We start from the raw sequence: 15,450 nt of genomic DNA, 5'->3' as shown, positions 1-15,450 counted from the left end.
ATTCTATTCAGAATCATACTTTACCACATCTGGTAACTCATCTACCACTTCTTTTCTATCCAATTTGCCATCCTGTATTTCCAGCAACATGGAACTACCTTTAATTTCATTTTTATACATTTTACCGTTAAAGGCCACACCTAAACTACCGTAATTAAAGGCTGATTTTAAAATTGCATTGTTTACCTGTAAAAAACCTGGCTTATCACCATCCAATTGGGCCTCAATATTCCAGTTCCCAGTCTGCAGTTTTAATACTCCATCAACGCCAGTTGTTGATCTGATCACTTCTGCTTTGCCTTCATTAACCCGGATAATGGTTAAAAACCGAAATTTCTGAGCAGGCTGAGAGTTGATACCAGCATGCCATTGGTCTTCAAATTTTGCCAGCTGCCCATTTTCGTCAGTTATTCCATTCCAGTTCAAAGGTTTTTCGAAAAATTGATTGTGCACCGTCATGCCCAATTGCGCATTGGCAAATACACTGGCATTCACATTACCTATATCAGTTTTCACGCTGAAGTTTTGTCGTTTTGCATTGTCCGTCGCCTGTGCCTCAATGGTATAATAAGGCGTATGGAACTGCGTAGTCCATTTCACCGGCTTTTTAGCTTCCAGTTCATCGTACAAAAGAATATACCCACCATCCAGTTGCAGCATGTGCCTGCGGTACAGGGTTACGCCCGCTTCTCCGTAACCATTGGCAGGTGTGGGTTTAAGTTTGATCTGATCAAATCTGTTTAACCAAAACTCGCTTTTAATATCGCCATAGGCATTACTGGCATCGCCTAACGCATATTGAATATGATTTCCACTGATCGAACGTGCTGTCCATCCATACCCTTCTTCGCCAATCTTCTGGTTTAAACTATCTGCCAGAATGGTGCAATAAGCTTTTGAAGTACGATAATACAATAAATTGTGTTTATCACTGAAGTTACTATAGTACCCTGTAGCACCAAAAATAGTCTTTCCCTTATAGTTCAGGGTGAATGCATTTTGTGAGGCATGACCATGGCCTGATGAGCCAAACGGGCTGCTTAACAAATAACTGCTCAATCCTTTACCTGCATTTTCCAGGTCCTGATGCATAGCCACTACACCCACATCTTTAAACTCCCTTGTTTTTGGTAGCCTGGCGGGTGATGTCATCGGCTTTTTTCTGGCAGGATTATAATTTAACAAACGAAAAAAAAGATAATCGTCTGTTCCCTTAAAAAAGTCAGGGTTACTGGTTTTAATCTGGTTCACATACCAGTTGAGATAAGGGTTGTCAATTTTTAAACTCAGGGCTTCTGCAAACCAGGCTTCCGCTTTTGTTACGTCCGGCATGCTTTCCCAGGCATCGCCCGTCGCAATTGAAGCTGACGCAGGAGGATGGGTATACAACAGGTAGTAAGGCAGATTTTGCATCCAGGGTAACCTGAAATAATCTACACCACTAAAATAACCAAAAAGCTGAGAGAGATAAATAATAGACCTGAAATTCACCTTAAAATAGCCATTTCCTTCATGCCAGCCGCCATCAGTAGTGCCTAGCACCGGAAAACGTGCAGACCATACTTCGTATAAATAAGTTAACCATTGAGCAGCCTCCGGTACTTCATTCATCACTGCCACTGTTCCGATAGCCAGGTTACGCATGGTGATCTGCCAGATATGATTTTCGCTTACATGTACTTCAAAACGGTTTGGTAAATGATCATAAATGCGTTTGGCCCGCAAGGTAATTACTTCTCGTAAAAATGTTCTTTCTTCTTTGCTTAAAATATCATAACCAGTGTCATAAAACCAGGCCAGAGCTTCTAAAATGGCTCCACTGTTAAAATCATCCCGGGTGGCATATCCATCAGGGTTCATCCGGGCAAGTACCATTACCCGTCTTTTGGCATCTTCAATAAATTGTTTGTCCTTTGTAAGCTGATAGGCAATGCAAAGATTACGTACCGGCGTTCCTTCCTGATCGCCAAACCCATGGTACATGCGGGTCATCATTACTTTCTTTTGAACTGCTGTTTTTCCTGTAGTATCTAATGCGCGTCTGGGCTTTTCGACCGGTAAAGGAGCACGCATCAGTTTCTTTGCCAGTACTATCAATGCTTTTGCCTCCGGATTGTCCAGGTTTTTCTGATAAAACTCCTTTTGAATACCATTCATATTCCACAAGCGCGGATGCGGACCTACATTGCGTTTCAGCACTTCAGCAACAGGTGGAGATACTTTGGCGTGGGCATACCGGGCATCCACCGCAAAATCATATACTTCGGACCATTTCCATTGTTTACTCCCCTTCAACGAATAAGCATACTTCCAATACCATTTTCCCGGTCTCAATGCCTGGTGCAGAGGATATACCGCCCAGTCCTGGATGCCGCTTTTAATCACATCTTTCGAAAAATTTTTGTCACTTGCCAGCACAATCTGGTACCGTACATTTCCAATATTAGGGTCTTCCGGCACTTCGCTATCACTCTCCATAGGTAATACCGTGGTGGCCCCATTGCTGGCAGGCCATTGCAAAGCCGGAGCATTGGTAGGTACCGTAATGCCCTTGGCCGGATAGGGCCATTCCCGTACACGGGCATGCAATTTTTCTGCTGTTAATTTACCTACCCCAGGCTGTTGCCGGGCAAATGCGGTTAATGCCAGAAAAGTAAAGGTTATGGTTAATATCTTTTTCATAATACTGTTGGTTTCATTTTATATTCTGCTGTCTATATGTCAGATTGAGATACAAATTGTAGTTCATCATGCACAGCTGCGTTAGTCAAGTGTATATATGCGCAGGTTCTTAATTTCCTGTCTGGATTGAAGGCTCCTGAAACCGAAATAACCTGATGTTAACGGGCTTGGGTCTGTATAGTTGAACCAGCATTCTCCATTGATCCAGAAACTTGAAGTGCCTTCTTTTACAATTATTTTGATGTGGTAAACTTTTTCAGCCTCCAGTAAATGCTTTTTATCTGCATACTCCTTTATGACCGGTTTTGACAAAGGTGTAAGGTATTTTCTAAAACGGGTAAAAGTATTAAAATGACCACCAACACCTACATAATACAAATTGAGATCGTCATATGCTTCAAATTTACCGTCTCGTGCAAACAAATTTGCTTTTTTGGGATCTGTTGCCATCCAGAACTGATTCATGTCGCCAATACGGTCGTTACAACCCTTGCCCATTCGCACTACCCTGTCGTATTCAATTTGTAAGTTGCCACTCAGTTTTTGATTTAGCCAGACCGTTACCCCTCCCCAGGTATCCAGCACCAGGGCGTTATTGTGCGTATACACAGTTGATGTATGTCCGGGAATCTGATCTATTTCTGCTATCCATTTTTTACAATCCAATGGGTTGGAAAAATCTGATTTAAACAGGAGTTTTCCCGGCATTTGTGCATAACCAGATAACGTGATAAAAAATAGGAACACTAGGTTTTTCATCTGTTTGTTTTTTATTCTGAATCTATGTTGCCCGTAGTACGATACTGTAATGGAATATTTATACTTTTACCTTCCTTACAAAAAACTTTTAAGATGGTATTGCCATTAATGTAACTTACGGTTGCCACCTCTTGCACCTGCTTGGCCATATGCCATGCTCCTTTTAGCGTAAGCGTTGCTATGCTTCCTATGCCCCAGCCATTGGTAATGCTATCGGGCATATGGCTCATATTGTGGTTCCATTTTGGTTGTCTGATATCAGGATCAGCAAGGGTAAGCAATAAATTGCCCAGCTGTTCTTTTACCATTGCCAGCATAGGCCTATCGGCATTGATAAGCGTTCCTTTTAAGGGTTGCGAACCACTATAAATGGCGTAAGCGGTAATGCCCGAAGATGAATGCCTGATGATGTGGGCCGATGCATTTTTTTGGATCACTTCGTAAGTTTTATTTTGCAGATACGGTTTCAGTTCAGCTGTTGGCGTGTTCAGCACAATCTCGTATTCGTACCCTTTATCTTTAGGGTTTGTACCGTGGTTGAACCAGGCTTTTGTATAAACCTTTTGTGTTTTCTCGTAAGGTTCCGACGTATTTAAAGCGATCGATTTTTGATCACCTACATTAGCAGCCCTGTAAGAAATTTGCTTATCCTGGGCCAGCACAATAGGCTGCCCTTTGGGAATGATGTATTGCAAGCCATTCTGATCGGTAAAATAACCTCCATCGGCTTTTTGGTTAAGGGCCGAAGAAGTGCCGATCTCCTTTCCATTAAAACTGTTTTTTCGCTTTTCATCACTTCGGTACTGAAACAGCGTGGTTACCGTTGGGTATCTGGCATCGTTATTTTGGATGGAAGAACCCAGACAAATGATTTCATTACCAATAAAGAAATAGGTTTTTTTGGCCCTGAAACTGTTGTCGAACAAAGATTTGTCTTCATCTGGAAAAACATCATCACGAAGGTCTAAGGCAAACAATCCGTTGGATCCCTGTTGCAGGCCACTGGCCACTACACTTTCAGAAAAATTACGGTGTTTGCCTTCTATATATTTTTGGTCGCCTTTTGTATAATACAATACTTTATCAGCCGGCAACATTTTAGTAGTGGCTCCGGGCAACATAGACCAATCGAACCCTTCATTCAAACCCATGCCCAAACTTTTAAAGCCCATCTTTTCATCGCCCTGTGCCGTTACCAACATACCGTGGCTAAGATACCTGCCCAGGTTATTTTCCCCTTTACCGCCACTTTCAAAATCCCAAACGTATTTGTTGTATCCTTTTACAGTTGCAAAGGCATCGCCCTGGCGGTAAGCCATTAAGCCTGAATAAGGCATTGAAATGGCACCATCAGCAGGTTGATGTTTTTGTCTGCCCATTTGTTTGTGCAGGCGCTCAATGAGGTTCAAAGTACCAAAAGTGCCAGAATAGGTAAGCACAGGGGTAAGCATTTTGGCTACCACATCAGGTTCGGCAATATCGTAGATATAGTTAAACAGTTCAGCTATTTCCTGATCAACAACGGTATCACCGTTCATACTCATATAGGCCAGTGCCGGAAAGGTAAACCCATCAAGCGAGCTGTTGCCCAGCGGAAAACGGCCACCGGCTCCATAATGGATATCTACCCCATAGGCAATTTCTGCCTGTCGCTTTAATGCCTGTTTAAGGTTGCTGGTAGTTTGTGGCGAAAGCTGATAAGGCGTGCCGCTAAGCAGCCAATGGATAAGTGCCATCGTGTTTAGCGCATTGGTGCCATACGTATTTAAATAAGTTCCCCGGTGGTGATAAATAGAAAAATCGGGTTTAAAAGTATCACTATAGCCAGGCGAAATGCTGGCCACATAATCCATATAGTTTTTAAAATCCTGCAATAGTTCCTGCTTACTGCTATCGTTTTCCATTAACAAAATGGTAATGAGTTTAGCTAAGGCCCCTCCGCGGATTTTATCAGAATTCTCTCCCCTTGTGTAATCAATGGTTAGCATACTGCCCAAACGGGTATGCCAGATCAGCATATCGGTCTCAGCTTTTAGTTTATTCTGCGCTTTCAGGTCATCTCTTACCAAAAACAGGGCCGTAGCAATGGGATTAAGCTTTATCACATGGTCTACCGTGCCAAATGCACTCCCCGCTGCCCAGCCCTGGTCCTGCAAATAATCAAAAGTAAGCATCAGCTTTTCTTTGGATGCCTTATTGCCATTTAGCCTGTAATCCATTGCTAAGGGAAAGGCAATCGGCAGGATAGCGTCATCGTAAATTAAACCTTCTTTAGCAATATGTTCGTCACGGATGCTAAATAAGGGCCTTCCGTTTACGAAGTTGCTTGTTTTACGTATTTCGAGTTTATCAAATGTTGCAGAAGCACTTTTAATTTTTCCAGCCATTGTTTTTTCGATGCCGGTATTGCGCTTTTTCCAATCGCTGGTTTTATCGCCAAGTATTAAAAATTCTAAACGGTCTGCTATGGCCTTACTTTCCTCGCTTAGTTTTTTAACATCAACCTGCTGGTTAAATTGTTTGGCTAAAAATATTTGGTAGGGTGCCAGTATTTCGTAGCCATCACCCGAGCGGAGGTTGAGTTTATGGTTTTCGAATTGCAGATCGGAATGGCGTTTATTGGACACAAAGCTTAGCAACGTGAAATGGTCGATAAATATTTTACCGCTTTGCCCCGATGATGGAAATGCGACCAAACTGGTCATTTCATCGCTTCCCTTGTAATTTTTAACTTTGGCATCTTCTTCAAAATTTACCCAAACAGCCCGCCAGCCGGTAAAATTAAGGTTTATCGCAAAGCGATATTTTGGAGCCGCATTTGCCATCTGCAAATTGCTGCCCACCTGAAAAGTGATTTTGCCGGTTGAAGCTTTTTCCTGGTATAACCAAATTTTTATGCCCCCGTAATGCGATTTTTTGTAGAAGGACGGCTCGTAAACTTCAGGTTGACCGCCAGGGTAAAGATCCCCGGCCTCTTTTAGGCCCTTTAAATTGGTTACTGCTAAAGTAGCGCCATTTTGATAATCCCACAATAACGACTGCCTGCCATCTTTGTAATGCACATCGGAAAAGGAAAGACTTCCATTCTTTGTTTTCCAGTTATCAATATCGCTGGCTGTTTCAAATGTGAGATAATTGGTCACAATATCTTTCACAAAAGTTGGCGTTGATTCCTTTTGTGCTTTCAGGCTCTGTGTACTGGTAATTAATCCCAGTGTAAGTACAAATATGGCGCTGCGATAATTCATTTTATGTTTTTAATGTCCAAAAGTTTTCTTCAATTTCTGATATCTTAGCAACGCTTCCAAAAAATAGTAGTCGGCATAGATCAGCCCTGCATCCAGTTCAGAGTTCCTTAAAAAATTACCCGTTGCGTGTTTAAGCAAATAATCCCCTTTCCCGCTCTCATTAAGATAAGTTCCAGAAGAAAGGCTTTCCAGAATTTTTTCCCCTGCCTTAAAATATTTTTTGCCATTTTCTCGTGATACTTCGGCCAGTTGCATTAAGCCCGATGCAAGCAGCGCCGCTGCCGAGGCATCCCTCATCGTAGGATATTTTGGGGCCCGGTAGTCCCAGTAAGGGACCATATCTTCAGGCATATTCGGATTGTTAAGGATATATGCCGCTACATTTTCAGCCTGCGCCAGGTACTCCTTCTTTTCGGTATATTTATACATAAAGCCAAAGCCATACAAACCCCAGCTCTGACCGCGGCTCCAGGATGCCGTTTCAGGGTTACTGTCACCGTTATTCCAGTCACGTTTGCGCATTTTACCGGTAGCCGGATCATAATCCACCACATGCGAACAGCTATAATCCGCTCTGTACTGATTTTTCATGGTCGTATTGGCATGATTGATCGCTATGTTGTAATAAGTACTGTCACCGGTAAAGCGCGTTGCCTTCAACAACAGTTCCAGGTTGATCATGTTGTCAATAATTACAGGAAACTTCCAGTCTCTGGCCACATTAGGTGCCCAGGACAGGATGGATTTAACTTTCGGATCATATCTCTTAATTGCAGTTTTAGCCGCCTCAATGATCACCTGTTTATACTTTTCATTTTTTGTAATGCGGTACCCATTGCCATAACTGCTATAAATCATAAAACCAATATCATGGTCATGGGTATAGTACTTATTGTCTTCTACCAGGGCCGTAGCGTATTCGGCTTTTTTAAGGATATCATTATCCCCGGTAAATTCATACACGAGCCATAAATTGCCTGGATAAAAACCACTGGTCCAGTCTGATATGGGCTGAAAGCCTTTCATGGTTGAACGGGGCATTTTTCCTGTGGCCTTTACTGTTTTAAAAGTATCTTCCAGGTATTTCTTTTCCAGTGCAAAAATAGAGGCTATTTTTTTATCAGTTAATGCTGACGTAGCTTGTGCACTCAACTTCTCTATCGAACTCCCTGCAAATAGCAGTATTGCAAGTATAGCTACACCAATCTGCTGTAGTTTTTCAATGAGCATCGCTTTAATAATTTAGTTGATATTTAGTTAAAAGAAAAAGCCAAAGCCTGGGATTTCTTTCCTATCAAATCTTTAGGAAGAGATACCACAACCTCATCTCCTTCTTGCTTCCAATCTACATTTTTACCTGTTGATATTAATCTGATTTTACCGCCTTTAGCAGGTAAATTTCCTTTCCATTTCAGGGTAGCAGGTATGCTTTCTCCTTCTGTAATACAAGCGATGGCATATTTCTTTTTTCCATCTTTTGACCTGGTGAACCAGGTTGTACCATCATTATAAAAATCAAGAATACGCGTACCATATATGGCCTCGCCATTTTCCTTCATCCAGGCGCCTACTTCTTTTAAAGGTTGCTCTATTTCTTTTGGAAATTCGCCTTCTGGTGTAGGGCCCCAGCCTAAAAGTAAATTACCACCTTTAGCCACTATTTCTGCCATAATATGTATTACCCAGTAGCTAGATTTGACTTTTTCTTTTTGTCGGTAACTCCAGGATGAGGTAATTGTGATATTGGTTTCCCAAGGGGTTTTAATCTGCTCTTTTGGTATGCTTTGCTCTGGGGTGCGGTAATTCTCATAAGGACCATGTACCGTTCTGTCAACTACCAATATGCCGGGCTGTTTTTCCCGGGCCATTTTGGCTATGCGTGGCATATCTACCTCCTGGTTAAAGTTGGGATAATTTGCCCTGCCTCTTTTGTTCATTCCCCATTCTTCGCGTGCCAGCTCAGTTTTCAATGCCGGGCGTACCCAGCCACCATCCAGCCATAAAATATCTACCTTGCCATAGTTGCCCAAAACTTCGCCAATTTGGTTATAAGTAAAATCTTTAAATTTTTGCCATTTTTGCGGATATTTGGCCATATCGTAGTTGATATTACGGGATGGTGTAGGAAAACGGTCCCACCAGAAATCTTGTGAATGCCAATCGGGCTTAGAAAAATAAGCGCCAATCATCATTCCCTGTTTGCGGTAAGCTTCAAAAATATATTTGGTTACATCAGCCTTTGGATTATTTTTGAACGGCCCATTGGTAATTTTATAATCGCTCTGCTTAGTATCGAACATATTAAACCCATCATGGTGCTTGGTGGTAAAAACCAGGTATTTCATTCCGGTATTTTTGGAAATCTCCGCCCACTTTTCAGGGTTGAATTTAGTTGGATTAAATTGATCTGCCAATCCCCAATACCACTTTTTATAGGCTTCATAAGTCATAGTGGTATCGCGCTTTGGCCAGGATTCGCCACATATTAACCAGGATTCCTGAATTCCGGGAACGGTATATATTCCCCAGTGCAAAATCACACCAAACTTAAGGTCCTGCCATTGCTCCAGTTTATCTCTTACGAGAGGGTCGCTTGGGTATTCGTATTCTTTAGAAGGGTTGTAGATATCTTCCTGTGCATCTACCAATAAAGGAAAAGCCAGCAATAAGATTAAAATGATTTTTTTAAACATAGTTACTTATTTTTAGTATTTAGGATTTTGGCCAACGTTTGGATTGACATCTTTTTCATTTTGAGGAATTGGATACAATTCATGCTTTCCGGCAATAAAATTTGCCGCCGAAGTATAGTTATAGTTACTGCGAATTGCCCGTAACTTGACATCCGTTTCTTTTATGGTTGTTCCTAAAATATTCCAGCGAATTAAATCGGCTCTGCGGGTACCTTCAAAAGCCAATTCCCAGGCACGTTCCTGTTGCACCGCTTTCAGAAAGTCTGCTTTATTTAAACCAGCTGGGATGTATATATCGCTGGTAACAGGCTTAGGCAAAAACCTTGCTACAGCTACAGCACCAGTACCAACACCATTGGCACTGGTCACAGTTACCGTCGGCAGAGAAGTATAACCATCGCCCTCGCTCATCATAAAAATTGTTCTGATCCCGCCAGTCAACAGCGTAGTTACAGCCGCCGCCGCACCAGTTCCGCCTCCGCCTGTAATGGTTATTACAGGGGGGGCAGTATAACCTGTTCCAGCAGCTGTAATATCGATCGTTATTCTCGTCCCTGGCACATCGATACCAAATCCTCTTCTCCTTACCTGGTTAATCGCATCATACGCAGTGGCATTAGGTCCTTCGCTAAGTTCGTTTTCCACTTCCGCACGCATCAGCAACAAATCCGAATAACGCATCAGTACCGCATTAATATGCGTTGAAGAATTCTCCAGAATATTCCCCGTTTGATATTCCCGACTCCATTTTGCAGCTCTCCAGGTTTCATCCTGCCGGGCAGTAATCTGGGGCAGTTTCTCCCCTTTAGCATTTATCGTATAATTTGCTATCGAGAAATCCCTTCTAACATCAGCTGCCCTGAAACCATCATAAAAGGATTTAAGCGTAATAATTCTGCTATTGGCTGCTGCAGCGTAAACGCCCACTGCTGTTACAGGCGAGCCAAAGATATTACCTTGCGCATTTCCACCGTTACTACTACCTGATGCATTGAGAAATGCTACCTGAAAAATATTTTCAGTCGGCTCCAACACATGCTGACATTGATTTTTGAATACCTGCGCATAATTTGGGTTAAGTCTATAGGGGTTTACAGCCATAATATCGTCAATCTGCTGTTTTGCCAAAGTGTAATACTCTTTAAAATTGGCAGGGCGTTCCATTTGCTCGTTTTGGCGTAAAGAATAACCACCAGCAAACAAGGCTATCTTTGCCAGCATCGCTTTGGCTGCCCACTTATTGATCCGCTCATCTACAGGCAAAGCAGTTGGCAATACTAATATTGCTTCCTGCATATCTTTAATAATCTGCGCATAAATTTCGTAGCGATCGGTTCTTGAAACCTTAAAATTATCTCCGGTTTGCGATGATTTCAGTTTAAAGGGCACATCACCCCAAAAACGCACCAGTTCAGCATAATAAAATCCTCTCAGGAATTTTGCTTCAGCAAGCATTCTGTTCAGCTGATCTTTCTGACTGGTGGTACCATTGGTAAAAAGTTCCATTGCTGGAATTTTTTCAATGACAACATTCGCCCGGTCGATCCCGGCATAAAAAGCACTCCAGGTAGTATAAAAAGCAGTTGATTCCGGAACACCATTATAGTGGGCAATTACCCTGAAATCGGTAGTTAAATCTACACCTTCGGTTTGGCCAACATCGGTATCATTGTCAAAAATTAAGGGCATGTTAAACCCATAGGTAGGTTGGTTTGACATGATCTCATAAACCCCCAATGTAGCCAGGTAGGCTTCATTTTCATTGGCGAAAAAATTGGAGCTTGTGAAATAAGAATATGGTTCTGTTTGTAATCCCTTTTTACAGGAAACAACGCTTACAGCCGCAAAAACGGAGCAAGCCAAGAGTATTTTTTGAGTAGAATATATGAGGTGTTTCATAATTATATTTTATTTATAAGGATATGTTAATTCCTGCAATAAAGGATCTGGAACGGGGATAAGCACTAAAATCTACCCCTGGCGTTAGTGCATTACGTATCACACTCACCTCAGGATCGTATCCGGAATATTTGCTGAAAACATACAAATTATAACCAGTTACGTAAACCCTGGCATTGGCAACTTTTACAGCATTTAACCATTTTTTCGGCAAAGTGTAACCGATGCTCACATTACTGATCCGCAAAAAAGAGCCATCTTCTATCATCTTATCGTATAATCGCTGCCCCTGTGCACCAATATAAGAAGGAATCGTTTTGCCCTCATTTAATGCCGCCAGTTCAATTGGGTTTACAATTGCCTGCCCGGCCGAATTTATAGTGGTCCACCGGTTTTGAAAATAGCTTAATGTATTCTGGTAATCCAGATCAAGCCTGGAATTGTTCAACCTGTTGGCATTATAAATATCATTACCAGAGGTAAAGTTTAAAAACACGCTTAAATCAATTCCTTTATAACTGAAGGTATTGTTTATACCACCCGCAAATTTCGGATTGGCATTTCCAACTTCGGTTCTGTCAAAATCATTAATAAATCCATCTGGCAAACCGTTGGGGCCGCTGATGTCTTTAAACTTGATATAGCCCGGCTGAACTGTTATCCCATCCCTTACTACACCTGGTTTTAGGGTATACGTTGCTGTAGTAGCATTATATGTAAAGTCATCTACCTGGTATAATCCTTCCTGCTGAAGTCCGTACATGATTCCAACGGGACGGCCAACCTGTAAAATGTAATCGTTCTTATCGGTGTAGCTATTCGTTAACAAAGAGTTTTCGCCATCACTTAAGCTTAGCACCTCGGTTTTACCAAATGCAATATTAAAATTGGTGCTCCAGGTAAAATCCTGACTTCTGACATTTGTGGTATTCAGCGTAAACTCAATACCACGGCTTGATGTGGTACCAATATTCTGGAACTGCCTGGTGAAACCAGAACTGGCAGGTATGCGGGTATAAAACAGTAAGTCTTGTGACCTGTTGTCATAATATTCAGCTGTCAAACTCAATCTTTGTTTAAAAAGACCAACATCTAATCCAATGTTAGTAGATTTTACAGCCTCCCATTTTAAGGCTGCATTTGGGAGGTTATCCTGGTAAGCCGCAACAACAAGCTGATTATTTAAAGGGTAGTCGGCAGTGGTAAAAATACCCAATGCCGCATAATTTGCAATCCGGTTATTTCCAGCCTGTCCATAACTTAGACGCAGTTTTAAGTCAGATACTACCGGTAACTGTTTCATGAACTCTTCTTCAACAATACGCCAGGCAAAGGCAGCCGAAGGGAAGATACCCCATAAGTTTTCCGATCCAAATTTTGAAGAACCATCTGCCCTTAACGTTGCGCTAAATAGATATTTCCCTTTATAGGAATAATTTGCTCTTCCAAAAAAAGAAAGTAATTTATCGTCTTCAGCAAAAGAGGTTGGGAAACCCGGTACCGAGCCAAGCTGTAACCTGTCCCATCCTAAGTTTACGCCAGGAAAAGCGGCAGCAGCAGCGCCCAATCCTTCTGAATAATTATAGATGTATTCCTGTCCAACCGAAACATCTAATTTATGGTCTTTCTTAAACACATTTGCATAGGTTAGGGAGTTGTTATAATTAAAACGCGTGGCCACATTATGGCTAACGCTACCAAATGGCCCTCCGCTACGAATTGACGTAATAGAGCTGGCTTCGTTAAATTGTTTTAATTTGTCGCTCTTATCGGTATAGCTGGCTAAACCCCGGTAAGTAAAATATTTATTTAGCGTATATTGGGCAGAAACACTTGCATTTAATGTTTTAACGAGGTTTTCGCGGGGGCGTGTATTTATACTCACCAGCGGGCTTTGAAAAGCAGGTGAATTTGGATTAGGATCCAGGGGGTCTACTTCCTGATCGATCAATGCGTCGTCAATATTCCCAATACCGTTTATAGGCCTGTACTGCAGCAATGTTTGCAACATGCTTAAGCGGGCATTACCCCCTTCCTGGGTTCCCAATCCTGTTATTTTCTGATGAGAATAGTTTACGATTCCGTTAATGCTAAACTTCTGACTTACATTATGGTTAACGGTAAGCTTAAAAATATTTTTGGTAGATCCACTTTTCAACATGATCCCTTCATCATTGTTAAGGGAATAGAACATGTTAAACTTTGTTTCCTTACCTCCACCGTTAACACTGATCTTATGATACTGGCTCATGGCAGTTTGTCCAAAAACCTCATCCTGCCAGTTAATCCCCGGCCTGTTGCCATAGCGAATCTGTAAGGAATCGTAGGAACCATAGTTTTTCAGGAAAGCGGCTAATCTAGGTGCATTGGGTAATGCCTTTTCGTATTGTAAAAGCGCATATTGGTAAGGATCCAATACATCAATGGTATTGGTAATGTTTTTGGCACCTACATACCCATCATAGTTGATCTTTACCTTACCCTCTTTAATTTGTTTAGTAGTCACCAATATTACCCCATTAGCACCTCTTGCTCCATATATGGCTGTTGCAGACGCATCTTTTAACACATCAACAGATTCAATATCCATAGGATCCAAAAAGCTTAATCCATCAGTTTGCGGCACCCCATCTACCACATAAAGTGGCTCATTACTTTGGGTAATGGATGACCCCCCCCTGATTACAATGGAAGGTGTAGAACCAGGCGTACCATCCGGCATAGCAACCTGAACACCCGCCAGCCTGCCCTGCAGTGCCTGCGCAACGTTTTGAACCGGCACTTTAGCCAGTTCTTCTCCCTTTACCGAGGAAATCGCTCCGGTAAGGTCTTTTCGCTGTACCGCCTGGCCATATCCGGTTACTACCACTTCATTTAAATTATTGTTATCGTCCAAAAGTTTCACATCAATTGATGTTCTTTTGTTTACCGGCTGCTCAACCGGTTTCGTGCCCAGATACGTAAAAACCAGGGTCGAACTAGACTTTACCTTAATCTGATATTTGCCGTTATTTGCCGTAATTACCCGGTTGTTTGTACCTTTCTCTGTTACGGTTGCCCCTGGCATGGGCAGATTCTCCCCATCTCTAACTATCCCGGTAACGGTGATCGTTTCCTGCGCATAAATAAATGTCCAGGAGGATAGCAATAGAATTAAAAGTAATATTCTTTTCATATTGTTTGAATTTCTGTATTGGTTTAGTAAAATTTAGCCTCTTGTTATACAGCTATTTTAACTTATTTGGATTACTTGCATCACCTTTTATAAATAAATTGGCCGCAACGATTACCGATGCCCTTAATAAAAGTTCATCAAAAGACTCTGCTGCCACTGCAGCCGTTATCTCATTAAATCCACTAATGCTAACCAAGTCCATTCCAGCCTGCACCGTTTTAACTTCGCTATTGGCTACAGTAGTATCTCTGTCGTATATAGGGGAAAGAGTTCCAATCATCGAGTCGTTATTGGTTATTGGATCCAAGATATTTCCGTCATCCCCCCGCCTAACCCCTACCCATGGACGCATCGCCTTCAGGTTTGTGATTTGTAATTTATTTACCATCTGACGCAACTGGGCTGAATGGCGCGCTTCTAAAGAATGTATCCTGGTTGCCGCAGCAAGTACTGTGTTGTTACCTAGTAGTGAAATGGCCTGGCCTTTATATGCCCTTACACCAAGATCCTCCAAAACTACACCTGTTCTCAAAAAAGTACCATAGTTGGTAGTTACATTTGTAGCTACCTTGGTATAATCAAAAACGTCGTAAGGCATTGCAGGCCTTGGCGTTCCGCCCAAATCAGTAATGGTTTTGATCAATAAACTGATATGCGCCTGTTCATGGTCACGTATGGTAATTATGATAGGCTTATCGGCTACAGGAATAAGGTTTGGTGTAGCTGTAAGTGCATTGTTATAGAATTGAAATTCCATATATTCCAATGCCAGGGCAAAATTCAGCGATTCAATCACAGCTGTATTGGCTGTAGTTTGACCATAAGCCTTTTGCAACATAGTACTTAAAGCAAATGGTAATGCTGCTACCGATATCTTTTTACCCATGTTATAGAAATCCTTTATGGCCCTGCGGCGGGGATTCAATCTGTCATAGATAGTTTCATCAACCTTCTCAATTTCACTTAGTATGTTTAAGATGTTCATTTTAAATAA

8 protein-coding genes are annotated in these 15,450 nt (G+C 41.9%); all 8 read right to left on the bottom strand.

Going from position 1 to position 15,450, the window contains the following annotated elements:
* Nucleotides 1-3: 3 nt before the first annotated feature.
* The gene (locus R2Q85_RS12105; protein ID WP_316812048.1) at nt 4-2,682 is read right to left on the bottom strand and encodes a DUF4962 domain-containing protein; all 2,679 of its coding nucleotides are present in this window, start codon (nt 2,680-2,682) and stop codon (nt 4-6) included.
* An 81-nt stretch (nt 2,683-2,763) separates the two neighbouring features.
* The gene (locus R2Q85_RS12100) at nt 2,764-3,441 is read right to left on the bottom strand and encodes a DUF6250 domain-containing protein (protein ID WP_316812047.1); all 678 of its coding nucleotides are present in this window, start codon (nt 3,439-3,441) and stop codon (nt 2,764-2,766) included.
* Between the two features lie 11 nt (nt 3,442-3,452).
* Nucleotides 3,453-6,689 (bottom strand): chondroitinase family polysaccharide lyase, encoded by a 3,237-nt coding sequence (locus tag R2Q85_RS12095; protein WP_316812046.1) that lies wholly within the window; start codon nt 6,687-6,689, stop codon nt 3,453-3,455.
* Nucleotides 6,690-6,698: 9 nt separating this feature from the next.
* Nucleotides 6,699-7,919, bottom strand: coding sequence for a glycoside hydrolase family 88 protein (locus R2Q85_RS12090; protein WP_316812045.1), 1,221 nt, complete (start codon nt 7,917-7,919; stop codon nt 6,699-6,701).
* Nucleotides 7,920-7,942: 23 nt separating this feature from the next.
* Nucleotides 7,943-9,382 (bottom strand): alpha-L-fucosidase, encoded by a 1,440-nt coding sequence (locus R2Q85_RS12085; protein WP_316812044.1) that lies wholly within the window; start codon nt 9,380-9,382, stop codon nt 7,943-7,945.
* Between the two features lie 12 nt (nt 9,383-9,394).
* Nucleotides 9,395-11,281, bottom strand: coding sequence for a RagB/SusD family nutrient uptake outer membrane protein (locus R2Q85_RS12080; protein WP_316812043.1), 1,887 nt, complete (start codon nt 11,279-11,281; stop codon nt 9,395-9,397).
* A 13-nt stretch (nt 11,282-11,294) separates the two neighbouring features.
* On the bottom strand, nt 11,295-14,456 hold the full coding sequence (locus tag R2Q85_RS12075) for a TonB-dependent receptor (RefSeq protein WP_316812042.1): 3,162 nt from the start codon (nt 14,454-14,456) through the stop codon (nt 11,295-11,297).
* Between the two features lie 52 nt (nt 14,457-14,508).
* The gene (locus tag R2Q85_RS12070) at nt 14,509-15,441 is read right to left on the bottom strand and encodes a ferritin-like domain-containing protein (protein WP_316812041.1); all 933 of its coding nucleotides are present in this window, start codon (nt 15,439-15,441) and stop codon (nt 14,509-14,511) included.
* Nucleotides 15,442-15,450 lie beyond the last annotated feature (9 nt).

This window comes from Pedobacter heparinus, from assembly GCF_032678725.1.
GTDB lineage: Bacteria > Bacteroidota > Bacteroidia > Sphingobacteriales > Sphingobacteriaceae > Pedobacter > Pedobacter heparinus_A.
Note: the sequence above shows the minus strand (reverse complement) of the source record. Positions and strands in the feature narration are given on the sequence as shown.